This is a genomic window from Actinomadura graeca (assembly GCF_019175365.1).
Classification (GTDB): Bacteria; Actinomycetota; Actinomycetes; order Streptosporangiales; family Streptosporangiaceae; genus Spirillospora; species Spirillospora graeca.
This window is the reverse complement of record NZ_CP059572.1, coordinates 1529997-1554802: the sequence shown is the minus strand read 5'-3', so window position 1 is coordinate 1554802 and position 24806 is coordinate 1529997. Positions and strand designations below refer to the sequence as shown.

The 24806-nt window shown below is 70.3% G+C and carries 23 protein-coding genes; 8 read left to right on the top strand and 15 right to left on the bottom strand.

What is annotated here, in order from left to right; all coding sequences use genetic code 11:
• Positions 1 to 43: 43 nt before the first annotated feature.
• Genes AGRA3207_RS07240 through AGRA3207_RS07205 form a run of 8 tightly spaced genes read right to left on the bottom strand, consistent with a single transcriptional unit; the run spans position 44 to position 4174 of the window.
• A complete protein-coding gene (locus AGRA3207_RS07240) occupies positions 44 to 742 on the bottom strand; it encodes a YidC/Oxa1 family membrane protein insertase (protein WP_231333780.1) in 699 nt (232 codons plus the stop codon).
• 48 nt (positions 743 to 790) lie between these two features.
• Positions 791 to 1180 carry a DUF6412 domain-containing protein gene (locus AGRA3207_RS07235; protein WP_231333779.1) on the bottom strand — a complete coding sequence of 130 codons (390 nt, stop codon included), beginning with the start codon at positions 1178 to 1180 and terminating at the stop codon, positions 791 to 793.
• A gap of 19 nt (positions 1181 to 1199) precedes the next feature.
• Complete coding sequence (locus AGRA3207_RS07230; RefSeq protein ID WP_231333778.1) at positions 1200 to 1754, bottom strand: hypothetical protein; 555 nt, start codon at positions 1752 to 1754, stop codon at positions 1200 to 1202.
• An 18-nt stretch (positions 1755 to 1772) separates the two neighbouring features.
• On the bottom strand, positions 1773 to 1931 hold the full coding sequence (locus tag AGRA3207_RS07225) for a hypothetical protein (RefSeq protein ID WP_231333777.1): 159 nt from the start codon (positions 1929 to 1931) through the stop codon (positions 1773 to 1775).
• Positions 1919 to 2467, bottom strand: a complete 549-nt coding sequence (locus AGRA3207_RS07220; protein WP_231333776.1) for a hypothetical protein — start codon at positions 2465 to 2467, stop codon at positions 1919 to 1921. Before AGRA3207_RS07220 ends, AGRA3207_RS07225 begins: the two co-directional genes overlap by 13 nt.
• Positions 2464 to 2946, bottom strand: coding sequence for a hypothetical protein (locus AGRA3207_RS07215; protein WP_231333775.1), 483 nt, complete (start codon positions 2944 to 2946; stop codon positions 2464 to 2466). The genes AGRA3207_RS07220 and AGRA3207_RS07215 overlap by 4 nt, the downstream gene beginning before the upstream one ends.
• Positions 2943 to 3473 (bottom strand): MauE/DoxX family redox-associated membrane protein, encoded by a 531-nt coding sequence (locus AGRA3207_RS07210; protein ID WP_231333774.1) that lies wholly within the window; start codon positions 3471 to 3473, stop codon positions 2943 to 2945. Before AGRA3207_RS07210 ends, AGRA3207_RS07215 begins: the two co-directional genes overlap by 4 nt.
• Positions 3470 to 4174, bottom strand: coding sequence for a hypothetical protein (locus AGRA3207_RS07205; RefSeq protein ID WP_231333773.1), 705 nt, complete (start codon positions 4172 to 4174; stop codon positions 3470 to 3472). Before AGRA3207_RS07205 ends, AGRA3207_RS07210 begins: the two co-directional genes overlap by 4 nt.
• A gap of 265 nt (positions 4175 to 4439) precedes the next feature.
• On the opposite strand from AGRA3207_RS07205, the gene dut reads away from it, so the two are divergent.
• From dut to AGRA3207_RS40460, 3 genes are all read left to right on the top strand, one after another.
• Entirely contained in the window at positions 4440 to 4931 is a 492-nt protein-coding gene (gene dut, locus AGRA3207_RS07200) for a dUTP diphosphatase (protein ID WP_231333772.1), read from the top strand.
• 3 nt (positions 4932 to 4934) lie between these two features.
• On the top strand, positions 4935 to 5759 hold the full coding sequence (locus tag AGRA3207_RS07195) for a DUF3710 domain-containing protein (protein WP_231333771.1): 825 nt from the start codon (positions 4935 to 4937) through the stop codon (positions 5757 to 5759).
• Between the two features lie 367 nt (positions 5760 to 6126).
• A complete protein-coding gene (locus tag AGRA3207_RS40460) occupies positions 6127 to 6207 on the top strand; it encodes a 50S ribosomal protein bL37 (RefSeq protein ID WP_476692282.1) in 81 nt (26 codons plus the stop codon).
• A 3-nt stretch (positions 6208 to 6210) separates the two neighbouring features.
• Here AGRA3207_RS40460 and AGRA3207_RS07190 read toward each other — a convergent pair whose 3' ends face one another.
• The 6 genes from AGRA3207_RS07190 to AGRA3207_RS07165 are packed head-to-tail and all read right to left on the bottom strand — an operon-like array spanning position 6211 to position 19033.
• On the bottom strand, positions 6211 to 6912 hold the full coding sequence (locus tag AGRA3207_RS07190; RefSeq protein ID WP_231333770.1) for a PIG-L deacetylase family protein: 702 nt from the start codon (positions 6910 to 6912) through the stop codon (positions 6211 to 6213).
• Positions 6913 to 6936: 24 nt separating this feature from the next.
• Positions 6937 to 8775: a hypothetical protein gene (locus tag AGRA3207_RS07185; protein WP_231333769.1), complete on the bottom strand. Its 1839-nt coding sequence runs from the start codon at positions 8773 to 8775 to the stop codon at positions 6937 to 6939.
• A gap of 25 nt (positions 8776 to 8800) precedes the next feature.
• Positions 8801 to 12424 (bottom strand): hypothetical protein, encoded by a 3624-nt coding sequence (locus AGRA3207_RS07180; RefSeq protein ID WP_231333768.1) that lies wholly within the window; start codon positions 12422 to 12424, stop codon positions 8801 to 8803.
• Entirely contained in the window at positions 12421 to 14862 is a 2442-nt protein-coding gene (locus AGRA3207_RS07175; protein WP_231333767.1) for a hypothetical protein, read from the bottom strand. The genes AGRA3207_RS07180 and AGRA3207_RS07175 overlap by 4 nt, the downstream gene beginning before the upstream one ends.
• Before the next feature lie 9 nt (positions 14863 to 14871).
• The gene (locus AGRA3207_RS07170; protein WP_231333766.1) at positions 14872 to 18072 is read right to left on the bottom strand and encodes a DUF6603 domain-containing protein; all 3201 of its coding nucleotides are present in this window, start codon (positions 18070 to 18072) and stop codon (positions 14872 to 14874) included.
• Between the two features lie 37 nt (positions 18073 to 18109).
• On the bottom strand, positions 18110 to 19033 hold the full coding sequence (locus tag AGRA3207_RS07165; protein ID WP_231333765.1) for a C1 family peptidase: 924 nt from the start codon (positions 19031 to 19033) through the stop codon (positions 18110 to 18112).
• Between the two features lie 345 nt (positions 19034 to 19378).
• Here AGRA3207_RS07165 and AGRA3207_RS07160 point away from each other — a divergent pair, with 345 nt between their 5' ends.
• The 4 genes from AGRA3207_RS07160 (at position 19379) to AGRA3207_RS07145 (ending at position 23385) form a co-directional block, all read left to right on the top strand.
• Positions 19379 to 19594 (top strand): hypothetical protein, encoded by a 216-nt coding sequence (locus AGRA3207_RS07160; protein ID WP_231333764.1) that lies wholly within the window; start codon positions 19379 to 19381, stop codon positions 19592 to 19594.
• Positions 19595 to 20034: 440 nt separating this feature from the next.
• Positions 20035 to 21069, top strand: coding sequence for a helix-turn-helix transcriptional regulator (locus AGRA3207_RS07155; RefSeq protein ID WP_231333763.1), 1035 nt, complete (start codon positions 20035 to 20037; stop codon positions 21067 to 21069).
• Between the two features lie 154 nt (positions 21070 to 21223).
• Positions 21224 to 22033 (top strand): ABC transporter ATP-binding protein, encoded by an 810-nt coding sequence (locus AGRA3207_RS07150; protein ID WP_231333762.1) that lies wholly within the window; start codon positions 21224 to 21226, stop codon positions 22031 to 22033.
• A complete protein-coding gene (locus AGRA3207_RS07145; RefSeq protein ID WP_231333761.1) occupies positions 22030 to 23385 on the top strand; it encodes an FtsX-like permease family protein in 1356 nt (451 codons plus the stop codon). The genes AGRA3207_RS07150 and AGRA3207_RS07145 overlap by 4 nt, the downstream gene beginning before the upstream one ends.
• A 55-nt stretch (positions 23386 to 23440) precedes the next feature.
• Here the strand turns inward: AGRA3207_RS07145 and AGRA3207_RS07140 are convergent, their stop codons facing one another.
• Positions 23441 to 23734 (bottom strand): LysM peptidoglycan-binding domain-containing protein, encoded by a 294-nt coding sequence (locus AGRA3207_RS07140; RefSeq protein ID WP_231333760.1) that lies wholly within the window; start codon positions 23732 to 23734, stop codon positions 23441 to 23443.
• Between the two features lie 213 nt (positions 23735 to 23947).
• Between AGRA3207_RS07140 and AGRA3207_RS07135 the strand changes: the two genes are divergently transcribed.
• The gene (locus AGRA3207_RS07135) at positions 23948 to 24772 is read left to right on the top strand and encodes a hypothetical protein (RefSeq protein ID WP_231333759.1); all 825 of its coding nucleotides are present in this window, start codon (positions 23948 to 23950) and stop codon (positions 24770 to 24772) included.
• Positions 24773 to 24806: the final 34 nt, after the last annotated feature.

The window sequence follows — 24806 nt, the reverse complement described above, 5'->3', positions numbered from 1 at the left end:
CGGTTCGTATCCGGCGGCCAGCGCGCGGAGCGGCCCGTGGTCCTCAGACCGCGGGCGCCGCGATACGGCGGTGCAGCACCGCCCGCTCGACGGCCGTCCAGAGCCCCGACGCCAGCAGGTACAGCCCGGCCGCCAGCGGGACGAACGCCGCGAACACCACCGTTCCGAACGGCACGACCCGCGCCGCCGTGCCCATCGGCCCGTCGGCGGTCACCTGACGCGACGTCCAGACGGCGACGGCGGCGAGCAGCGCGAACAGCCCCAGGAACACCAGCGACGGCGGCGCGAGGAGCCCGCCGCCGAGGAGTCCCACCCAAGTCTGCCCCAGCGGCGCCCCCAGCAGCGTGTGCGCGAGGAGCAGATTCTGGTGCCCGCCCACCGACGCCGACACGAACAGCCGGTACATGACCATGAAGAACGGCACCTGCACGACCATCGGCAGGCACCCGGCGAGCGGCGTGGCCCCCTCCGCCTCGTAGAGCGCGGCGGTCTCCCTCCGCAGCCGTTCCGGGTCCCGCCTGTGCTTCTTCTGGAGCGCCTGGACCCTGGGCAGGAGCCGGGCCCTGGTCCGCTCGCCCCTGGCCGCGGAGACGGCGAGCGGGACCATCAGCAGCCGCACGGCGGCGGTGAACACGATGATCGCGGCGGCGGCGGCGAGGCCGCCCGTGACGGGCCGCAGCACCTCGGCCAGGCCGGTGACGAGGTCGTAGGCGAGCGAGACGGGGGTGTCGAGCAGGAACATCGGAGCCCTTCCGGAGCGAATGGCGGATCGACGGCGTCCCGGCCGCGCTCAGGCGGCCGCCATCTCCGCTCCGGGGGCCCTCGGACGGGGGCGGCCCGCCGCGTCCGGATCGCGCTGGGGCAGGAACGCGGTGCGGGACGTCCGCTCCCGCAACGTCGTGCGCACCCGCGCGAGCGCCGCCCGGTACCCGCGCCGCGCCGCGCCGACCTGCACCACCGCCAGCACGAGCAGCCCCGCGACCGTGACCGTCGCCAGTGCGAGCAGCACGGACTGCCCCGGCACCCACTCGGCCCGGACAAGCCATCCGGCCCATCCGGCCACTGCGCAGATCCGCAGCACGGCGGAGATCAGTGACCGGTACACGGGCGGGCCTTTCTCGACGATCAGTCCGCCATGTCCGACGCCCGTGGCCTCCGGGAGGTTCCCGCGAGGCGTCACAGGAGGTTCCCCCAGGGCATCACAGGACGAGAAGGGCGAAGGCCACCAGGGACGCGAGGGCCGTGGCGGTCGTGACGTGCGGCATGCGGGCGGCGACCGCGGCGTCGCGGTGCTCGTCCCGGGCCAGGTAGGACAGCAGCGCGCTCAGGGCCCTGCCGCCACCGAAGGCGGTGCCGGTGAGGAGCGTCGCGGTCAAGGGCTGGTGGCTGAGCAGCAGGGCCAGAGCCAGGACGTACGGGGCGCTTGACGGGACGTAGGTGCGGACTCCCGTCCCAAGCTCGAAGCCGAACTGGAGCGCCCCCCGGCGCAGGTGGATCTGGAGGACCTCCTGGGGGATCTGCCGGGCGTTCTGCGGGAGCGGCAGGCGGAGCAGCCCCAGCTCACGCGCGGCGCCCACGGCGGCCACGGCCAGGATCGCGGCCGAGCGCGCGGGCGGCGGCAGCGGCGCGGACAGGCCGGACAGCAGCCACAGCGCGGTCGCGCTCAGCGTGCCCCCGAGCAGGAGCCCGAGGGTGAAGACGGCCAGGACCTCGCCCTGCCGTACCGGGGCCCGCCAACCTGGCGAGAACAGCACGGATTCGCTGTTACGCGTTCAGACGCTGCCCGACAGCGAGAACCCGGCGAGCGCGCCGACCGACGCCCAGCACAGCACCGTGGCGTCCAGGGCGGCCGCCGCGACGGCGAGGAGCGCCAGCGCGGCGGCCGGGACGAACGGGTCGGTCAGGCCGCGCCGGGCGGTCAGTTGTTGCACGCGGTCGCCTTACGGCAGATGGTCTTGTACCAGTTGCCCTTCTTGGTCTTGTTCCACCCGTCGTGGCAGCGCCACGTGACGCCCTTGGCGCAGTTGCCGCATTTCTTGGCGTAGGCCCACAGCCAGCCGTCGTAGCCGCCGCTGTAGCACTGGTTGGGACGCAGCTTGTACCAGCCGGGGTCCGACACCCCGGACTTGTGGAAGCCCTTGTACGTGCCGCTCGTCCGGCAGCACCAGGCGCAGACGTAGCTCGGCCCGCAGCCGGGGGAGCAGTTGTGGTCCCGCGCGTAGGACGGGCAGCGCGGATAGATGTCGTAGTAGCCGACCAGGCTGAACCCGGACGAGATGGCCTGCCGCGCGGGCGGGAACACACCGAGCGCGTTCAGCCCGGCGGTGGCGCCGGCGGCGGCGAGGCCGGTCAGCAGGCTGCGCCGGGCGGGCCTGAGGTCCCGGTCGCGGACGGCGCGGCGGCGGACGCGCTCGGCGCCGGCGGGCCGGGGGCCGCGCAGCGGCGGGACGTCCTCAAGCTCGATCATCGCGCCGCCTCCAGGGCCAGCTCCCGCAGCGCCTCGGCGGAGCCCACGGGCTCGGACGCCCGGACCCGGCCGTCCTCCCCGACGAGCACCGCGAAGGGCGTGGCGGGGACGCGGTAGTCGGCGAACAGGCCGTCCCCCTCGCCGTCGAGCACCGTCCCGGGGAAGGGCGCGCCGGCGGCGGGACCCGAGAAGATCGCGTGCAGCGGGCCGCCGACCTCGCCCGCGGCGGCGAGGACGTCGCCGCAGGCGCCGCAGTCGCGGTCGACGAACAGCAGCAGCCCCGGGCCGATCCGGTCGAAGGCGGGCGCCCGCGATCCCGGCGGCGGGCCGAGCGCCGCGCCGCCGCCCCGCCCGCGGGGCACCCGTCCCCGCGCGGCCTCGCTAAGCGCGTGCACCTGCCGGACGAGTCCGGCGACCACCAGGGCGAGCAGCAGGATCGCCGCCCAGGACAGCAGCAGCGCGCTGCTCTGGAAGCTCATCCGGCCGTACTCCTTTCGATCATGGCGTGCGGGAGCGTCCAGAGGATCACCGCGAACCCCAGCCCCGCCGCGACGATGACGGACATCTCGGATCCGGACGTCCCGTCCGGAAGGCCGTGCGCGGCACCGGCGAGCGCCAGCCCGGCCAGGGCCGCCGCACGCCCGGCGACCCAGCCGGTCATGGGCGTGCCGTCGTCCCCGGCGCACCCGCACGGGACGTCCTGGCGCGTCCGCGCGACGTAGGCCGCGTACACCGCGTACGCGGCCAGGATCAGCGCCGACGCGGCGGACGCGGCGCGGAACGTCCCGTCCAGCCCGAGGGGGAGGGCGATCGCGGCGGAGGCACCCGCCACGGCTTCCGCCGCGATCACGACCATCGCCGCGGGCACGGCCAGCGACACCGGGAGGACGCCCTGGGCCCGCAGCGCGGAGGGAAGCACCCTCGGCCGTCTGACCTGCCCGAACACCGACCCCATCAGGATGAGCGGCACCGTGACCGCCGCGATCCCGGCGAGCAGGACGGTCACCGCACCGCCTCCACCGCCAGCCGCGCCAGCCGTCCGGGGACCTCGCGCACGCGGTCCTCCTCGGGCAGGACGGTCACCAGCAGCGACCGCAGCGCCAGCAGGAAGTAGGGGCCCTGGCCCTCGATGGTGTCCTGGAACAGCTCGCCGCCCGCCACCGAGGCGCCGCGCCAGGACGGGAGCCGCTTGCGCGTCTGCCCGGTCAGCGGGGTGATCTCCAGCAGCCCGAGGCCGGGCACCTCCTTGACCATCTCGGCGGGCTCGGGCCGCCGCGCCCGCCCTCGCGTGTCCGCGGTGATCCCGTCGTCGTGCTCGGTCAGCCGCAGCGTCCCGAAGAACGCCACCGCGTCGGCGGGGCGCCCGTGGTAGAGGTGCGTGAAGATCGCGTGCCGGCGGCCCTCCCAGACGGCCGCGAGCATCGGGTCGCTGACGCCGGTGTCGATGTCGCGCGAGCGGGCCCGCCCCACCCGCAGCCGCCCGCCCTGGATCCGGAACTCCTCCTCGAAGCGGGCGACGCCGACCTCTCCGGCCCAGGCCAGCGCGTCCGCCCGGGTGCCGCTGGAGATCTCGTGGAGCCGGCCGCCGTCGGCGACGCGCGCCACCGACGTGCAGGGCCGTCCCAGATCGTGCGGGCCGGCGATCCGGACCCGGACCCCGTCCAGGGAGCGATGGGTGACCTCGCGGTCGGGTGAGTGGCGGCTCATGCCGTTCACCTGGACCCTTCGTACGGGACGTGCGTTGTGGGACAGGTGTGACGGTACGCGTGATAAGCCGCTTTGGTGGCAAACCTTCCGGAAGTGGTCACTCTCCGGGAGCGGGTAATGTCACGCCGGGACGCGGCACGCCGCTCCGGCCCGTCCCGCGGCGTTTCCCGTCCGGACGCCCCCGCCGCCCCCGGTAAGGTCGGGTGGCCTCCCAGCAGGCCCGGCGGCCCGGCCGCCGCGATGCTCCCCGAGCGTGAGGTGGACAGTGAGCAAGGTCGATGTGCTGATCAAGAGGCTGGACCCGGACCTGCCCCTGCCCCGGTACGCCCACGTGGGCGACGCGGGAGCCGATCTCGTCGCCGCCGCCGACGTCGAACTGGCACCCGGGGAACGCGCCGTCGTCCCCACCGGCATGGCCATCGCGCTGCCGGACGGCTACGCCGCTTTCATCCACCCACGCTCCGGATTGGGCGCTAGGTTGGGAGTGACCATAGTGAACGCGCCCGGTACGGTCGATGCCGGCTACCGCGGTGAGATCAAGGTGACGCTGCTGAACACCGATCTCCGCGCCACCGCCGTCCTGCGGCGCGGGGACCGCATCGCGCAAATGGTCGTGCAGCGGGTGGAGCAGGCGGTGTTCCACGAGGTCACCGACCTTCCCGGATCGGCGCGCGGAACCGGCGGATTCGGCTCCACGGGCGGATTCGGCACCGCGAGCGGATTCGCGGATAATGAGCACAGACGAGAAGGAGCGTGAGTCGTGGCTTTTGGACGTCGCCGGCAGGCCGATGACCCCGAGAAGGGGCCCGAGCCGATCGAAGAGCCGGTGGATGCCGTTGACGAGGCCGACGAGGAGGCCACCGACGAGGCCGTCCCCGACGAGGGCGGGCCGTGGGACTCCGCGGACTCCTTCCCCGAACTGCAGCGGCTCGACTTCGGATCCCTTCAGGTGCCCGTCGCGCAGGGACTCGGCTTCCAGGTGAACTTCGAGGCCACCCAGTTCGACGACGAGGGCAACCCCCTCGACGGCCGTCCCGTCGCCATCCTCGTGCAGTACGAGGAAAGCGCCATGCAGCTCCAGGTGTTCGCCGCGCCCAAGCGCAGCGGCATCTGGGAGGACGTCCGGCGCGAGACCGCCAAGGACATCCAGGAGGAGGCCAACGGCCAGACCCAGGAGGGCGAAGGCCCCTTCGGCCCCGAACTGCTGGCGATGGTCCCCGCCGCGCTGACCGAGGAGGTCCTCGCGGAGATGCCGCAGGAGGTCCGCGAGCAGATCCCCGCCGAGTTCGTCGAGCAGGGCTGGGCCCCGCAGATCATCCGCTTCCTCGGCGTCGACGGCCCCCGCTGGTTCCTCCAGGCCGTGGTGCAGGGCGCCGCGATCGAGGACGAGGAGCAGTGGCAGGTGCTGGAGGACGTACTCCGCGGAGTCGTCGTCGTCCGCGGCGACGCCCCGATGCCCCCCCGCGAGCTCCTCGAACTCCAGATCCCGAAGGAGTTCAGCGAAGCGGGCGAGGAAGGCGAGGAACAGGCCGTCCAGTCCTTCAACCCCTTCGAACGCGGCCCGGAGATCACTGAAGTTAGATAGCAGTACCCTCGGCGGTCGGGCCTGGGGGCCCTCCCTTCAACGGGCACTGCGGCGATCGCTGTGTTCATTGCAGTGCCCTTGGCGTCGGGCGCTGGGACGCCCTCCTTCGGCGGGCACTGCGGCGATCGCTGCATCGCTCCGACTCGCCCCAGAGGGCTCGCTGCGCGATCAGTTGCTCGCACGCTCGCAACTGCCTTCGGACGCGATCGCGGTGTTGGGGTTTGTTTGGGCTGGTGTGGAAGACGGTGTGGGTGTGACGGTTGTGTGGGGCACGTCTCTTTTTCGGACGTGCCCCCTGTGCGCTTCCCGGGTGCCGCCGGTCGTCCGTTCCTTGCATGGCGAGGAGAACGGGTGGTGAATCGGGGGCATGTCGAAGAAGACGCGCAAGCGCCGGGCCCGTAAGCGCTCCAAGCACAACAAGGGCAAGCGGCCCAACGCCCGCCACTGATCCTCAGGTCGCGATCATCTCGAACGTCATCGCGTGCTCCACGCCGACGGCGCGTCCGGCCGGTTCCATCATGCCGGTGAGGAACGCGGCGGCGTCGAAGTCCGCGCCGAGGCCCGAGAAGTACACCTTGTGCGCCAGCAGCGAGTCGATGCCGTCCTGAAGGTGGCCGGTCACGTCCACGTAGTGCGTGGATTGCGGGGAGCCGCCGAACAGGGCGAACCGTACGCCCTGCCACGGTTCCAGGCCGAGGTCGCGGAACACCCAGCGGTTCGCCGCGTCCCGGACGGCGTCGGCGACCGCCAGGCCGAGGACGCGGTGGTCGGCCATGTTGAACCCGCCGCCGGGGAAGGTCTCCCGGAAGTTCAGCGAGACCACCACCTCGGGACGGTGCCGGCGGATCGCCGCGGCCAGCACGCGCCGCAGCGGCAGGCCGTACTCCAGCATGCCGTCCTGGAGGTCGAGGAACTCCACCGTCTCGACGCCCACGCGGCGGGCCGCCTCGATCTGCTCCGCGGTGCGGACGCGGGCGACCTCGTCCGGCTCCATGCCGTCGATCCCGGCCTCGCCGCGGGTGGCGAGCACCTCCACCACGGTCTTGCCCTGACCGGTCCACTTCGCGACGGCGGCGGAGCCCCCGTACTCCAGGTCGTCGGGGTGCGCCACGATCGCCAGCGCCCGTTCCCAGTCCTCAGGTACCGCTTCCATGGGCCCATTCTCGCCGATCCGGCGTCAGAACAGCTCGTCCACCGTCGGATACGGGCGGCTGAACGGCGTCATGGGGCGCTTCTGCTTGAGGTCGTACCGGATGCTGTGGGTCTCGCCCGCCAGAAGGACGTGTGCGGGGTCGGTGTAGCCGGGGTCGATCGCAGGCAGCGGCACGATGGCGCGGATCTTGTCAGTGAAATCACCGGCCAGGCCGGGCAGTGCGGTGGCGAGTCCCTCGCTGGAGATGATCGTGAGGCCGTTGGCGGCGACCGTGGCCCTCATGAGGCACGACGTCGTGTTGTCCCGTTTCACCAGCAGATGAGCCGTGAGGTCAAGGCCGGTGACGCTGGCGGCGTTGATCCAGTCCGTGGTGCGCCAACCGCCGGGGATAGTGATTATCTCTTTGCACGGCCTTCTCGTCTTCTGATTCTTCGGGACCTCACCGGAAAAATCCATCAGCTGTGCCCTCTGGCCCTCGTAGCCGCCGTCGGCATCGAAACGCCATGCAAGGTTCTCGTCGCAGGGCACAAGCCCCATGGCTCCGTAGACGAGCTGGGAGGAGGTCATATAACTGGCCATGAGGGCGGCGGCCTCCTTTGAGGGTTCCCGTACCGTGACCGAGGACAGGCCACCACCACGCCGCGGTGTGCGGTATCCGGCCACGTCGGTCGATCTCGACCAGACGCCACGTCGGTAGAACGGGACGTACATCGTCTTGACAAGGTACCTGGTTTTATCTATCCGAGAACCGGCACCCAGTGGCACCAGGTGGAGATCAAGAGTCTGGGAATTTTGCTTCCAATCGACATACAGTAGGCTGCCCGCGGGAACAGGCAATTGCGTGACCTGAGGGGTTCCCCTGTCCAGGTAGTAGTAATGCTTCTGCCTGGCGCCCAAGGGCTTGACCTTCAGGGTGGTGATTTCAAGCAGACCGTCTTTGCAGCCTTTGGAATCCTTTTCGATCTGCGTCACCTTGTACGGCAGCATCAGGTAACAGTCGCCACGGACGGTGTAATACTGTTGCCAGTCGAGCTTGAGGGCGACCGGCCCCTGAAGGGCGCGCAGGCGTCCGGACACCTGGAGGTCGCTGCTGACGAGGTCGGAGCCCCGGACCAGCACCTGCGTGTCGAGGTGGTGGGTCACCGGCTTGACCAGATCGCTCCTGTCGTAGGTGGCGGTCAGCCGGTACGTCGTGGTGGCGTGCACGGGGCCGGTCGGCCAGGGCGCTCCGGCGGAGACGGGCAGTTCCTCGCCGTCATGGCCGATGGTGTAGCCGACGCCCTTGTCCGCGGTTCCCGTCCACAGTAGGTAGGTGCCTTCTCCGTGGTTCAGCGTGGGCTGCTGGGCGCGGAACTCGGCGATGCTGTAGGTGGTGGGGAATTTGCCCAGGTAATAGCGGACACCATCTGTCTCCTTCTCCTCATCCTTTTTGCCGAGCATCTTGGAGACGTAGACGGTGGTGGTGCCCTCGGCCTGATTGACATCGAAGTTGTCTATTGTGATGCGGAGGCTCTGGCCGACGGCGAAGACGCCTTCGTCCTTCTTTTCGGACCTGGTCGGGTTGCGGAACGTCCAGGAGCCGTCGCCGCCGTTCAGTGACCAGCCATGCGGGCTGAGCGTCACGCGGCAGTTCTTGAGGTTCTTGCTGATGGCCTGGCCGGCGTTGGTGCCGTCGCTCGCCTCGGCGATCATCGTGACCCGGATGGCGTCGCAGGGCTCGGGTGTCTCGCCGCCGTTGGTCAGCATGATCGTCAGTGTCCCGGCAACGGCCTTTCCGTCTTTGGGTGAGACCCGCAATGGCTCGGGGGAGCTGTTCAGGCTGTGCGCCAGATTGAAATTCTTGTCCTCCGTGAACTGGAACATGCTCTTCCCTTCCGGGTCATGGCCTTCATGGCGGCTGTTCGTCGAAGACGCCGGTGAGACGGAGTTTCCCGGTGCGCAGGTGGGCGGGGAACTCCGGTGTGACGATCGCGGTGGAGTCCGGGACGGTCAGCTCCACGTCCTGTGCACCCTGCGTCCAGGTCCACTCGCCGTTCTCCAGCACGGGAACGGGCAGCGGGAAGGCGGGGACCTCGGCGATCATGCTCCCCGCCTTGGGGTGGTTCTTGCGGGTGGTGCCGAGGGCCGGTCCGACGCGGAGGAACGTCGTCATCCGGCTCACGGCATCGGCGACGAGCTGGGGGGCCAGGCGGAGGTCGGCCGCGGGCACCAGGTGCGTGACGGCCTCGATGTGCGACCAGGGGTCGACCAGGGCGGTGAGGATGATCGCCTCTCCCGCCAGTGTCAGCTCGGGCCGCGCGGCCTGCCTCAGGTACGGGCTGCTGACCCCGGGGGGAACGCGGACGGTGTGCATCTCGGTGTACTTGTCGCGGAAGAAGCCGACCAGGCCGTCCCGCGGAGAGGAGGTGTTCCCGAGCCGCACCATCCAGCCGTGACCCAGGTACTCGGGGGACCCGGTGTTCTTGGTCAGGTGGTCCTTGAAGGTGAGGACGGGCGGGCCGTCGGCCTCCAGCGCCAGGCGCAGGCGGATCAGGGCGAGCGGCCGGCCGAGGAGCTGCAATGAGGGATGGGCGGGTTCCGGGGCGCCGGACGCGAGGGTCGCCTGGATGGCGCCGATCGTCTTGTTGAGGGCTTCCAGCCGGGTGCCGTCCGTGCCTTTCAGCCCGGACAGGAATCCGTGCAGATGGGGATGGTCGGTGGCGGACGGGAGGTCGTGGGGCGGCATCGGGCATTCCCAGACGATCTGACCGCCGCTCGCCGACAGGTCGCCCAGGAGCGTGCCGTCGGGCCCGTAGACCAGCAGCGCACCGTCGAGGTAGTTGGGAACGACCCACCCGCAGGACTGCGGTTCGAGGATGTAGGGGTCGACCGGGCGGTCGGCGGCCGGGGTGAGCAGGTCCATGCGCAGCCGGGCCGGCTGGGGGAGGCGGGGCACCAGGTGGGCGAGCTGGCCGGTGAACTTCTTGTGCGTGCTGCACGGGTCCCCGTTGCATCTGTCGGGGAGCAGTGTGCTGGAGCGGAGGGGTTTGCCGTTGAAGGTGACGTGCTCGTCGGGAACGAGCTGGAGGGAGCGGCCGAATCTGTCGATGACGGTGAGGGCCGTCAGGCGGAACTGGCCTCCGCGTAGCTGCTGCGGTGCGGCTATTTCGACGTAGTCCTCGGTCTTCTTGTTCGGGACGTAGCTTTTGACGGTCTCCATCCGGTAGGGCGTGTACCCGTGATTGCCCTGGACCAGGGCGTCGAGCGCGCCGGTGGGGCTCAACCGGGCCTCGGAGACCAGCGAGAGCAGTTGCTCGTTGAAGCCGTCGAGGGCCTGCGAGATCAGGTCGCCCTCCCTTGCCTTCTTCGCGAGGGCCTCCAGCCGCGCCTGCTGTTTCGTATCGGGCGAGTAGGGGGCTTCCTGGGCGGCGCGGTCGGCGACGTTCCACACCGCGTGGGGGGACAAGAAGGTGCGGCCGCTGAGCGTGATGGAGGGCGGATTCGCGTCGTCGGTGGCATGGCCCTTGCCTTTCCACCGGTACTTGTCCTTGTCGAACGTCCAGTTGCGTTCGCCCTTGTGGCCGGTCCGCACGTCGTTGTACGGGACCGGGTAGTAGACGACCTGCCACAGGAGGAAGAGAGGCGTCCACGGCTGTTTCCAGCCGATCGTGGCGCGTTTCACCGCCGGCGGGACCTCACGCTCCTGGAGGACCGCGGGAGCGCCCGCGGTGTCGAACAACGCGAACTCGGTGAGCAGGCCGGTCAGCAGGCCGCCGGGGTGGTCCTTGAGCGCGTCGAGGCTTGTGAGCTTGTCGAAGTTCGGCGGTTTCGGCGGCGTGGTGCTCTTGGTGTCGCCGATCTTGGTGACGAGGTTGTCGGACCAGCGGCAGGGGAGGGCCACCAGGTCGGTCTTGAGCCGCTCGGAGTTGGCGCCGCGGAGCAGGACGACCGGTTCGGTGGGCCGGTAGAAGGGCGCGCGGGGGACGCGCCGCAGCCGGGCCCCGGGTGCCTCCTGTTCCAGTTGCGCCTCGATGAGGTCGGTGACGTCGTTGCCGGTCTCGTCCTCCGGTACGCGCTCGGCCAGCCGGCCGGCCTCCTCCTGTCGTTCCTTGATGGCCGCCCGCAGGGTCCCGCAATCGAGGGCGGACTTCATCATCTGGCCGAGTTCTTCGAGTTTCTTGCGCAGCTGCTTCTGGTGCTGGGGAACCTGTCTGGTGCGGCGGTCCACCTCCTGGTGCGCCCACCAGAGCTGGTAGTACTGCGATTGGAGGCGGGCCAGTTCCCGCATCAGGGTGTCGTAGGCGTCCTGGTCGGCGTTCAGATCGTCCAGCAGCGCGCGCCAGTGCAGGTCGGCTCCAGGGGACACGGTCTCGACGTCGGGCGGCGGCATCTCGACGTGCCACACGTACCCGGCGTCGACCGGCTCGAAATGCGACCGGCGGGTCAGCCGCTGCACCACCGCCGGGCCTTCGGCCTGGTCGTCGAATTGGTTGAGCATCCCGTACAAGAATGCCTCGAATCTGATGAGGTCCTTCTTGGCCTGCTCTTTCTGGGCCTCGTCCTTGACGTCCTTGGCGAGTTCGTGGGCCAGCAGCGCGATGATGCCCTGGACCGAGGATTCCGTGAGGACCACCTTCAGCGGATCCGGGCGGTTCGCCTTGTCGATGGCGGGGCGCTCGTCGTGGTACTTGTCCGGCGGGCCCTTGGGGTCGGCCTCCCATGTCACCTTCAGCAGGCAGCCGGAATAGATCGTGTGCTTGGTGTAGGTGACGCCGCCGGAGCCCCCGGCGAGTTCCCATTGCAGCCGCTGCAACCTCGTGGCCAGGGATTGGGCACCGGTCACTTTCGCCAGTGGGTCGTGGGCGGGGTCGCTGTACCAGCCGATCACCTGATAGCTGAGGGCGTAGTTCTTCTTGTCCTTGTCCGTCAGATCGGTGAGCTGGTCGTGCAGGGAGAACACACCGAGGTTGTACGGCTGATAGAGCGCGAAACTGACGAGCCCAAGGCCGGCCGCGGTCAGTTCCGTCTTCGTGGCGCCGGAGTCCTCCTTCCACTCTCCCGTGGTGAGGTCGTGGACCAGCCCCAGCCACCGGTGGGAGCCGCCGGGGCTCTTCGGCGGGTAGAGCGCGCAGTTGTCCAGCTCGCCGGGCTCCCTGCCGGGATCGCGGAGCCGGTCGCCGGCCACCACCCACGCGCGGCCCGCCTCGCGCTTCTGCGTCTCGCCGTGGGTGCTGTACCGCACGACCAGCCACCGGTCGGGCACGCGGAGGAACCCCGTCCCGTCGTCCTCGCGGTCGGTGCGCAGGGCGCCCGGCAGTTCCCACGACACCGTGACCCCGTCGTGCTTCGGCGGAAGGTATTCGTGCCCGCTGTCGTAGGGCGCCCGCGGCTCGGGGCTCTGATGAGCGCCCTTGCCGAAGTTCGGACGCCAGCGCTCCCACGTCTCCGTGGCCCGCACCTTCGGGTTGAGCAGCAGCCCGGTCACCCGGACCGGCACGATGACGGCCTTCCCCCCCTGCTCCGCCGTGGTCATGGCGCGTCCTCTCCCGTGGCGACGTCGTGGTACAGGGAGGCTCGTTCCGGGGAGCGGACGAGTTGCAGGCCCAGCCCCGCGGAGGTGAGGCCCGCCGACGGCAGGAAGCCCTTCAAGGCGGAGGCGACGGAGGACGCCAGGTCACCGACCTTGACGACCATGGCACCGGACCCGCTGGTCGCGCGGAACGTCACCGTGACGCTCTTGTCCAGGATGAGCTGCCCGACCTCGTAGGAGCCCGTCTTCACCAGCGACCGCAGGCCCACCTCGTGGTCCCCGCCGTGCGGGTCCGCCAGAGGATCGTCCCGGGACACGCGGACCGGGTCGTCGTCCGGGCCGGGGAGCGGGCCGGGGTCCTCGCCCTTCAGCCGGGCGAACAGGGCACGGACGGCGGCCTTGGACTCGGTCCCCAGGTGCAGGCCATGGAACGGCTCGGTCAGCCGGACGGTCGAGGGCGTGCCGTCGAACAGGCACAGCAGGATGTCGGGGGCGAGCAGGGCGCGCCGCACCGTGCCGGTCGCCTCGGGTGCGCCGACCTCCAGCCGCGGATAGGCGGTGACCAGCGCCGAGCGGATCAGGACGCCGCTCTTGGGCACCTTCTTGCCCTCGGCGCTCTGGTAGAAGGCCGTCCGTATCCCGTCCAGCATCTGGAAGGTGGCGCGGGAGCACACGCCGACGCTCAGCGCGCCGTCGGTGAGGGCGTTCACCCAGGCGGCGTCGACGTGGAAGAACCGCAGGCTCTCGACCGGCACGGCGGCCGCGGTGGGCACCAGGTGATCGAAGGGCACGTTCTCCAGCCGCCGCAGCCGCTTCAGCCAGTCGCGCACCACCTGCCACGGTGACACCGGGACCCCGTCGCCGGGCGCCTCGTCCGCGGCCGTGCCGGCCGGTGCGAGCAGGGCGGTGACCACCCCGGTGAGGGTGGCGTCGTCATCGAGCTGGCCGCCGAGGTTGGCGTAGACGTCCGGGACGGCGTAGCCGCTCTTGGTCGAGCCGTCGCGGACCAGCTCGTCGACGTCGGCCGCGACCGGCTCGCCGCCCGGCCCGTCCGGGGCCGGCGCTCCCAGCGCCCTGGCGACGGCGGCCACGAAGCCATCGTCGGCGAGCCGGCCTGCGAACGCGGCGCGGTGCAGGTCGCCCGGGTTCTCCAGCGCGTCCCGCAGAGCGGCGTGATGAGCGCCGGGGCCGCCGGGCGCGGGTGTCCGGTGAAGGCGGGCCGCCGCGCGCATGAGCGTGGAGCCGTCGTCGAGAAGGTCCGCCATGGCGGCGGTGAAGTCCTGGTCGGCGAGGGCGAGCTGACGGCCCAGCGTCCAGGCGGCGGCGCGGCCGGTCTCCTTGACCGGGTACTTGCCGTCCGTGCCGAGGTAGGTGCCGGGGCGGGTCCAGGCGGGGCGGTCGCCGTCCGCGGCGATCGTCTGCCGCCCGGCGTGCGGGACGAGCGGGCCCCGGTACCAGGCGTAGCGGGTCGCCGCGCCGTCGTAGTGGACGAGGGGCACGTAGCCGCGTTCCAGGCGGTGCAGCGCGTGCTTACGGTAGGCGTCGCCGTCGCTGTCGGCGAGGTCGTGGCGGAGCAGCAGGTGGGCGGGGTCGCTCTCGCCCGGCTTCGTCAGGGCGGAGCGGAACTGGGAGAACAGCGGGCCCTGCTCGGCGTCGCAGACGAACGTCCACGAGTACAGCGACACCAGCCGGATCCTCTGCTCGGTGATCGCGGACGGGTCTTTGACGGCGCCCACGTGACCTTCCAGGGACACCAGGTGCGCCACGCAGCGTCCGGGGACCGGGAGACGGGAGGACAGCACGAAGCCGTACTCGGCCTCGCGGCGTTCGTCCTGTCCGAACGGGTCCTCCTTCTTCGGATCCTTGACCTGGTCGAGCGGGCTGCGGATGTGGGCCAGGTAACGCAGCTCGTCCGGGGTGGGGATCAGCGCGGTGAACAGCTCCTTGGAGACGGTGATCGTGCGGACCGCTTCCTTCTTCTCGTCGGCGCTGGTGTGGCCGAGCGAGGGAAGGCGGACGCCGTCCGCCTTGGTGAGGAGCCGCTGCTCGACGGTGCCGGTCTCCACCTCGCCGGTGGCCGGGGGGCCGCCCTGGTCGTGCTCGGAGAACAGCAGGAGCGCCAGCCACGGGACGTGCTTGTCGTCCAGTTTCTGGACGTTCCACGTCAGCCGTGTCTCCCAGGGCAGCAGGCGGCTCTCCAGCGCGACGTGCGGCAGACGGCGGGTGTAGGTGGCGGTGGAGTCGGGAGGGGGGTGGGCGGAGTGGACCTCGGCGCTGGGAAGGCCGAACCTCGTCCCGAGGATCGTCAGGTCCTGGGCGGCCTCGCCGAGCCGCCTGCCGCCCTCGCCCACGTCGATCGTGTGGGTCACCGTGAGCGTGTAGGCGTCGCGGCCCACGACGGGCACCAGGTTGTCCGTGAAGGTGATCAAAGGGTCCGCCATCGCCGCCGCCTATCCCTTCCAGCCGACCAGGGCACCGAGGTCGATCAGCGCGGTGCGGAGTTTCCTGGCGATCTCGTCCGCGTCCGTGTCGGGAGGATCGGCGTCGTCGCGCTTCGGCTGGGCCGCCAGCGGGTTGACCTTCGCCCTGACGTCCTTGAACCGCAGCAGGCGGTGCGGGACGGAGAACGCGATGCCCTCGATCGTGGGAGGCCCGATGACGATGTCCACGCCGACCGCGCCGGGGAGCGTCTGGTCCTTCCCGGGGACCTGCGCGGCGGTGCCCTTGTCCCCCCAGAGCGCCTTCGGGACCTGGGCGGTGGAGACCCGCCCGTACCACGGCTTCCCGGTGTCACCGGCGGCGAACGCGACGGGGACCGCGCTGGAACCGCTCTTGGCCTTGAGCACCACGGCATGGGTGGAGGTGGCGTTCTCCTTCTCCATCGGCCGGACGTGGAGGGTCCGGGTCTTCCCGTCGACGGCCTTGCCGTCGTAGGTGAGGGTGGTGGCGGGCATCGCCGAGCGGGTGGCGAAGGAGAATCCGTCCGTGGTGGCCACCCAGTGGCCGGGGCCTGCCTTCTTGACCTTGACCGGGTCGGTGACCAGGCCGCTGACAGCGCTCACCGTCACCGGCTTGTCCGGCAGCTGCTGCTTGCGGAAGTCGTCCCAGCCGAGCGGCCCGCGGAGTGGCTCCTCCCCGCTTCCGATCTTGATCTCGACGTTGAACGGACCGGCCTTCAGCCGGGCGGTGCCGCGCGTCGGCGGGCCCCAGAGGCGCAGCCGGGCGCCGATCTCCAGGCGGACCGTCACGGTGAACAGCCAGGCCCGGACGGTGAAAGAGCAGCCGATGGACAGGCCGATCTCGGCGTCGTAATACAGCGGCGCCCATCGGACGATCACGTCGAAGTAGGCGGTCAGCCAGGCGTGCAGCCCGCCCGCGCGGTAGTTGACCTCCAGGCGCCCGCCGACCATGGCCGCCGCGGGGGTCACGGCGGCGTACAACTGGCCGCGGACGCTGACCGCCGAGCCGACCGACCAGGACAGTCCGAGCCTCGGGACGTCCGGGTAGTGGCGGGGCTTCGTCCGCTCGAAGGCCGGATGGTAGCCGCCGAGGCTGGCCACGAAGTCACCGGCGTACGGGCTGGGAGGCGCCCACACGTGGATCGCGGCGCCGCCGGTCAGCTTGCACTCCTGGTGCGCCAGCCAGGAATTGTCCGACAGGGCCGCCGCCAGCGAGAACTCGCCGGTGGACGCCTGGTACACGGCGCGGATGCCCAGTTCGACGTGGGCGACGCCGGGCACCTTCCTACCGGTCTTCCTGGGCGCGGGAAGGTCGATCGTGCATGCGCCGAGCAGACCGACGACGATGTCGTCGCCGAGCTGGACCATGAGGAGCGCCTGCACGTCCACGATCTGCGCGACGGAGAACGCCACCCCTGCGGCGAGCCAGAGTTCGCCGACGGCGGGCACGACCCAGGCGTCCTCCCCGCCGGTGATCTTCGCCAGGACGGTCCCCGGCGTGACCGGCTCGCCGAAGTTCTTCTTGGTGAGGTCCTCATAACCGTCGGGATCCAGGGCCTTGACGAACGGGAAGGCCGTCACCTGGTCGATGGCGGGGAATCGGACCTTGCTGTTGTAGCCGAAACCGCCGCACACGCCCGTGAACACCACCGGGGGCGGGCCGCCGAACGTGCCGAGCAGCGCGCCGAACAGGAACACGGAGGTGTAGCCGGGCCGTGCGTCCTTGGCCGTCATCGACGCGTAGGAGCCGAACGCCATCAGGCCCCAGCGGGCGGCCTTGATCATGATCAGGCCGTCGTAGGCGAAGTCGATATCGCCGCCCGGCTCACGGCGGACGAGACTGCCGGCGGCCTCCAGCGGTGGCCGGCTGTAGGCCACGCCCAGCCCGCCCAGGACGACATCGGCCCTCGGGTTCTCCTTCAGTTCCACTTCGAGGCCCAGGCCGGCGGCCTCCACCGTCAGCCCGGCCGCGGCCAGAGCGGCGTCGAGGGACAGCACCACGCGGGGACGCCGGCCGTCGAGGTAGCGGAGCGTGAGTTCCTTGAGATGCAGCGGACCCAGCGAGCGCTGAGTGCGCACCGGGCCCTCCGGCCGCTTGCCCGGGGAGGACGTCGTCTCGCCCAGGGCGCGATAGGTCTTGGGCGCCTTGTGCTTGGGCCGGACCAGCAGCGTGTAGCGCTCGCTGGGCCGCTGCCCGATCTGGACGTGGGCGCACCAGGTGACGCCGGGATTCAGCCGCCAGCCGGTGGGCATCTCGCCGCCGACCTTGGCGTCCTTGAGAACCTGGTTGAGGGTTGTCACATCGTCCTTGCCCAGATCGCGGCTGGCGTAGACGACCTGGAGGGACAATGAGAGGTCGCTGTCGGGCGGAAGCTGGCCCCGCAGCACGTCGAGGTCCGACAGTTTCACCGTGCCGATCTGGAGGAGCCCCGACGCGGCCCAGGTCGCCTTCCCCTCGTCGGTGTCCGGGCGCAGCAGGCCGACCGCCCAGCCTGCTCTGAGCCTCTGCTCCGAAGGGTAGATCAGGACGCGATATCCCTTCGTGCCGACGCGTTCATAACGCAGGGTCAGCTCACCGACGTCGGGGAACACCTTGGGCGGCAGGGGGACGTCGGGCATCGTCACACCGGGAATCCGCAACGCCGTGAGGGTGTCGGCCAGCGACCAGGAAGGGAACTTCGGCGATGTGAAGGTGAAGGGCCCCCACGAGACCTGCTGGCCGACGTCCGTGATCAGCTCGACGAGCCGGTCGGCGTCGACCGACAGGCGTATCCGCACCCGCCATTTCTTGGTGGTCGGGTCGCCGCCTTTCTTCTCGATGCGGTAGTTCAGGCGTACCTGGCGTATGCCGACGCCGACCAGGTCTTTGAACACGTCGTGCGTGTCCAGGGAGACGATCAGCTCGACGCCGATGACCAGGTCGGTGTCCTGCGGCTTGTCGGCGGCGGCGAAGAACCTCAGGGTCAGCGTGACGCCCTCGACCGGCTTTCCCGTCAGCGTCAGCTTCGTCAGGTCAGGGACCAGCTCTTTGAGAGCCTTGGTCCCCTCCTTGATCCTCGTCTCCCAGTATCTCAACGCGGACATGTCGACGTCGTTCCGGAAGTCCAGACCGTCTGGGAGGTCCTGCGGAATGGTAAGGGGCTTCTTCGTGTCGATCCGGCCGAGCCACTCGGTCAGAGCCTTGACGTCCATGCCCACGGAAACGCCCCCCCGCCCGTCGCCGTGATGGTCAACGGCTCGTTACGCGCTGCCGTGGCGCCTGCTCGGCCTTGGCCTGAGTGTGCAGCGTCACCCCTTCCACACACCAGCTCGCCAGCTCACCCACTTTGCACTGGCCGTACGCGACGCGGAAGAACCCTTGCTCGCCCCAGTCGGTGCCCCAGCTGTTCTTGCCTATCCAGTACTTTTCGGTGTCGTTGTAGCCCACGAGAGTGATGCAGTGCGCACCTTGGGCGGTGCCTTTGACGAACTTGTAGATCCCGCCCTTGTAGGTCTTGAAATCGTCATAGACCATGATGCCCGCAGTCACCGAGCCGTACTTGGAGATGCACTCCTTCATCTCCTCGACCTTTTTGGTGCCCTTGAGCTGCCTGTACTGAGTGAGAGCGGCGTTATTCTTCTCCTTGCAATCTTTGTTGACCTTGCACTCCTGGTCCCCGGTCGACCAGGGGTAGCACTTCTCATAGGCGACCTTGCTTTCTTTCACGGCCTTCAGCGCATCACCCGTCTTCTGGGTTTCGAGGCATTTCTTCTTGCCAAGGCAATAATGAATGTCGCCCACGGAGAGCTGAACGTCGAGACTGGTGTTCTTCGCGCTGTAGCGGGCCACGTGCTCCATGACGGCCGCCACGGCGAAGGCCACGCAGGCGCACGAGGGATTCTGCCTGCGCACCGGTGTCGTGTAGTTCTTGCCGTCCACACTGCGCAGATCGAAGGACGTCGGCAGCCCGAAGATCTCGACCGCGGCCTCCTCCGCCGGCTCTTCGGTCGCCTCGGCAAGTTCCTCTTCACCCACCTCCAGGCCCAGATAGCCCTCGAAGTCGGTTCCGATGAGGTGACTGACCGAAGTCTCACCCGCCTCCCAAGGATTTCCTGCCTCTTCCAGGGCGGCGCGCACTTCTTCTAGATCAAGTGGACGTTCATTCGTCGGCACGGCTATCCCCCATGACGGTTGGCGCATCGAACGTCACCGAACCATCGCAATGACCCGATAACTGGCATATCGGGCTCGGTGCCGTCCGGCCGTCCCCTGTCGGGCGGGCCCCTACCCGGCACTCATTGCGCTACTCGCGAAGCCAACGGAGCTTGCTCACTGCATGAGGAACGATCGGAGGACATTTCCCAATGATCTTGCTGGGGCCGACCTCCGGCCATGACGCCGTCCGGCATCACCAAAGCAAGCCTCAACTGATGACCAGAAGGCCGCCACCAGGCCCGGTATTCGGGACATTGTGGACAGGAGAGTCAACGACCGTCTCCCGATACCGTCCATGTCGCAATGCAGGGCGACGCCCACGCGGTCGCCACCGCCGAAATCGCCGACGATCCTTGGTTCGGCGAACCAGTTGTCCAGCAGATCGCCAAGCGCCTCGGCCCCGCCATCGAGCCGGTGCCGGTGCCGCAGATGTTCGCCGGGCTGTCGCCCGGCATGACCGAGCTGATGGCGCTAGGCCCGCAGCGGCCAGACCAGGGGCACTCACACTCAAAGCGGTGAATACGACACCGCCCTGCTGGGCGCCCCTACAGCTGGGCGACCACTGCGGAGACCGGACCGGGAGGCCCTGGGCGGGTCCCCTCCATCCCTCACTCCTGGACGAGCCATCGGACGATGCTGTCTACGTCGACCGAAGGACTCCCCGGCTGACGCCGGGTACCTGGTTTCGAGGCCGACGCTATCAAGGTGATGTATGGAATCGGAAGATTCGCAACCGCTCGATCGGTCTGCTTCATTGGTCATCAATTACTGCCTGCAAGGAAAGAGGTTGGATCGTCCCAGCATCTTGATCGTGAGGTCTGGCTAGAATGATCTTTAGCGTGCTTTGTGATGCTGCCTGCTGATCGCATGGCCTGTCGTCATCGGACGCTTTCATGTGTTTGTGGTGGCCTCGGATGTTGATCTGTCAGAATTGAGGTGGGCATAGTCGGGGGGCGTTGATGCGGGGATTCTCTGAGGCCGCCAAGAGTGGCGCGAGTACCGATGAGCTGGCCGGGGCGCTGTCGCGGGCCGTCGCGCCCGCCGTCGCGCATGACGCCGTGGTGCTGGCGGGGACCAGCCCGGCGATGGGGCCCGGCCGGCTGTCGTTCAGTTTCTGGCATGGGTTCGAGATCGCCTTCGGGCGCGGGCTGCTGCACAACCACTACGCCGGTCACGATCCGTTCCCGCTGGAGGTCCTCGCACGGCGGCGGCTGCCGGTGGCGGTCTTGGGGAGCGGTCACCGGGACGGGCGGCAGGAGCGGGCGGCTGCGGACCTGATGCTCCGGCACGGTGTCGGGTGCGAGCTCCGGGTCCTGCTGCGCGACACCCGGGGTGTCTGGGGGGTGCTGGGATTGCTGCGCTCCCAGGGCGGCCGACCGTTCGACGAGGCCGACGTGCTGCGGGCCGTGCGGCTGACACCGGACCTGGTGGCGGTCATGCGCGAGTACGTCACCGCCGGGCCGCTCACGGCGGCGGATCCGGCGCCGCTGCCCGGGGTGATCATCGTCGGGTCCGACCACACGATTCGCGCCGCCACCGCCCAGGCCGTCCGGTGGGAGAAGGATCTGCGGCCCCGCAGCGACGTCCCCGACTGGTGCGGCGAGTCCTTGCTTGCGGGGCTTGCCATGCGGGCCCGCGGGCGCCCCGGTGACTGCGATGCCGACGTCCCGCAGTTCGTGGGTCCCTCCGCCGCGTACGGACGGTGGGTCGCCTGCCACGCGCAGCCGCTGTCCGGAGACGGCGCCGGGGACGTGGCGATCGTCGTCCAGTCGGCCACCACCGGGCAGAGGCTGCCGTCCTTCTGCGACTGGTACGGCATCACCGCACGGGAACGCCAGATCATCGTCCAGCTGTGCGACGCGGCGGCACCCAAGCAGATCGCCCGCCGTCTCGGCCTGTCGGCGTACACGGTCAACGACCACCTGAAATCGATCTACCGCAAGACCGGTGCGTGCGGACGCGGCGAACTCCTCGCGGCCATCGCCAATCCCTGACGTCCGGGATTCCGGTGCGGGCGGTGCGCCAAGGAAAGGTGGGGTTTTGCCTACCCCTTTCGGTGTGCTGGACCCATCCTCCTGTGCTCGGGCCATCCGTAATTTCTTCTCCAGCGGCGCTCATGAGGAGCCGCCGGGCGGAGAGGGGAAGGCGATGTTCGGACGTAAGGCGGTGGACCGGGCCGGGGCGGCCGCGGTCCCGGGCGAGGCGCTCCGGCTGGAGGACGTGCGCAAGGTCTACGGGACCGAGGGCAACCAGGTCGTGGCGCTGGACGGGGTGTCGCTGTCGCTGCCGTCCGGGTCGTTCACCGCCGTGATGGGCCCGTCGGGTTCCGGCAAGAGCACGCTGCTCCAGTGCGCGGCGGGCCTCGACCGTCCGACCGGGGGACGGGTGTTCGTGGACGGCGCGCTGCTCGCGGGTGACGGCGAGGCCGCGCTCACCAGGTTCCGGCGCGAGCGCATCGGGTTCGTGTTCCAGCAGTTCAACCTGCTGCCGACGCTGACGGTCATGCAGAACGTGACGCTGCCGCTGAAGCTCGCGGGACGCAAGGTCGACCGGCGGCGCGCGCAGGCGATCCTGGAGCGGGTCGGTCTCGGGGACCGGCTCGGGCACCTTCCGGCGGAGCTGTCCGGAGGGCAGCAGCAGCGCGTCGCCATCGCCCGGGCCCTGGTCACCGAGCCGCGCGTGGTGTTCGGGGACGAGCCGACCGGCGCGCTCGACACCCGCAGCGCGCGGGACGTGCTGGCGCTGCTCCAGGAGTCCGTGCGGATGTTCGGGCAGACGGTGGTCATGGTGACGCACGACCCGGTCGCCGCGTCCTGCGCCGACTCCGTCCTCTACCTGGCGGACGGGCGGATCGTCGGGCACCAGCAGGCACCGACCGCCGAGGCGGTCGCCGAGCGGATGACGCACCTCGCCGACGAGGTCGAGCGGCAGCGCGCCACGACGGAGGCGGGACGATGACCGGGCTGGCGTTCCGTTCCTTGCGCAAGCGCGCGGGCGCGTTCGTGGCGAGCTTCCTGTCGATGTTCCTCGGCGCGACGATCCTGATGGGGTTCGCGTCCATGCTGGACACCGCCGGCGGCGACAACGTCACCGGCACCGCGAAGAGCACGCTGGTCACGATGGCGAGCGTCGTCGGCGGCTGGGGGCTGCTGCTGGTGGTGTTCGCGGTCACCTCGACGCTGACGCTGTCGGTGCGGCAGCGGGCGTCGGAGATGGCGCTGCTCAAGAGCGTCGGCGCGACCCCGGCGCAGCTCGGCCGGATGATCGTCGGTGAGGCGGCGGGCCTCGCCGTGGCGGCGGCGCTGCTGGCGGTCCCGCCCGCCTTCCTGGTCGGACGGGGTCTGCTGGGCCTGCTGCACGACACCGACCAGGTCCCGGGGGACGTCTCCTATGCGTTCGGTCCCATCGCCGTGTCGATGGGCCTCGGCATCACCTTCGTGTCGGCCACGGCCGCCGCGCTGATCACCGCGCGCCGCGCCACCCGCGTCCGGGTGACCGAGTCGCTGATGGCCGCGGCCGTCGACACCGGGCGGCTGAGCAAGAAGCGCGTCGTGTTCGCCGGGCTGTTCCTGCTGGTCGCGGTGGACCTCGCGGTCGTGACGTCCACGGTGATGCACGGCAAGGGCAGCGACGCGATGGCGACGGCGGGGCAGGCCGACATCCTCGCCTCGATCGGCCTGGCGCTGCTGTCCCCGCTGATCATCCGGCGGGTGACGTCGCTGCTGGCCGGGCCGCTGCGGCTGCTCGGCGCGACCGGCGACCTCGCGATCACCACCATGCGCCGCCGGACGGGCGCCATGGCCGCCGCCGTCACCCCGATCATCCTGTTCACCGGCACGGCCGTCGGCACGCTGTTCCTCCAGGCGACCGAGAACGCCGCGATGGACGCCGCGGGGCTGTCCAAGACCGCCGAGCAGAAGGGCATCGAGACGCTCAACCTCGTCGTCATCGGCATGGTGGTCCTGTTCACGGCGATCATGCTGGTGAACACCCTGGTCGCCGCGACCGCGCACCGCCGCCGCGAGTTCGGCCAGACGCGCCTCGCCGGCGCCACGCCCGGCCAGGTGCTCGGCACCGTCGCGCTGGAGTCGGTGGTCCTGACCGTCACCGGCGTCGCCTGCGGCACCGTCGCGTCGGTCTTCACCATCGTCCCGTTCGGCATCGCCCGCATGGACTCGCCCACCCCGGACGGCAGCGTCTGGACCTACCTGGCGGTCGCGGCGCTGGCCGCCGTCATCACCGGCGTCACCGCCTGGACCTCCGCCCGCCGCGCCCTCCGCGCGCCCGCGGTCGAGGCGGTCGCCGCCTGACCGTCACCGAACGCGAGCCGCCCTGACGAGGACCTCGTCAGGGCGGCTCGCGTCGTCAGCAGAACCGGTCGGGAACGCGGAGCCACTGGCCGGCGGTGAGGTGGTCCAGGTTCACGCCGGGGTTGAGCGACCTCAACGTCGCGTAGCTGATCCCGAACAGGGCGGCGATGCTGCGTGCGGTGTCGCCCTGCTTCACCTTGTAGCGGCAGGCCGGCAGGTTCTCTGCGGCGGACGCCCGGGATCGGTCGGGGGCGGCGTTCGCGGCGGGAGCCGCCCCCATAAGGAGAAAGAGGGACAGGACGGGCGCCGACCACGCGAAGACCGTCGTGTTCATTCTCTGCCTGTTCATCTTCTACCTGCTCCATTCGAGGAGGGAGCCGTGCGGCTCACGTCTGCGGGGCAAGGTCGTCTTCAGGCTGCCCGGGGACGCGGGGGCGGGGCAACGTTCCCGGTGTTCGAGCTTGTTCGAGATCGTTCGCACCGGCCGCCGCCTCGGTCCGGCTGGCCGGACCCGGAGGCCGCACGGTAGGGTGGGTGAGTACTCACTCAATAAGGAGCGGTGATGGACGGGTCGGTGCGCGCGCCGCAGGGCGGGTTGGTCCCGGGGGCGGTCGTCGGCGGGATCCGGGGCATCTGGGCGGACGCGCGGCGTGTCGAGCGGGTCGCGTATGCGGTCGGGGCGCTGCTGATGGTGTCCGGGGTGTTCCACCTGGGCGTCTTCGCGGTCGACGGGGGGCCTTGGGAGGGGCCGGTGTCGTGGCGCAAGGCCGTCACGTTCGGGCTGTCGTTCGGGCTGACGCTCGTCACCATCGCCTGGGTCGGCTCGTTCGTGCCGCTCAGGGACCGGACGCGGGCCGTGGTCCTCGGGGTGTTCACCGCCGACTGCGTCGCGGAGGTCGCGCTGATCACCGTGCAGGCGTGGCGGCGCGTCCCGTCGCACTTCAACATGGAGACGGCGCTGGACACGGCCATCTCGCGCGGGCTGGCGGCGGGCGGCGGGATCCTGATCGTCACGCTGGTCACGCTGGCGGCCGCGTCCTTCCGGCCGAACCCGGCGGTCGCGCCGAGCATGCGGCTGGCGGTGCGGGCCGGGTTCGCGGCGCTGATGCTGGCGCTGCTCTCCGGCGCCGCGATGATCGCGCGGGGCGTCACGGAGGTGCAGACGGGGGACCAGCAGGCCGCCTACCACGTGGCCGGGGCGCTGAAGCCCGCGCACGCCGTGACCATGCACGCGATCCTCGTGCTGCCCGCGCTGGCCTGGCTGCTGGCGTTCACCGGGCTGCCGGAGGCGCGGCGGGTCCGGGTCGTCGCGGCGGTGACCTGGGCGTACGCGGTGGTGGCGGCGGTCGTGATCCTCGTGTCGGCGGCCGGCTTCGCCACCGCCTGAGACCGGCCGTCCGGACGAGGCGGACCGGCCGTCC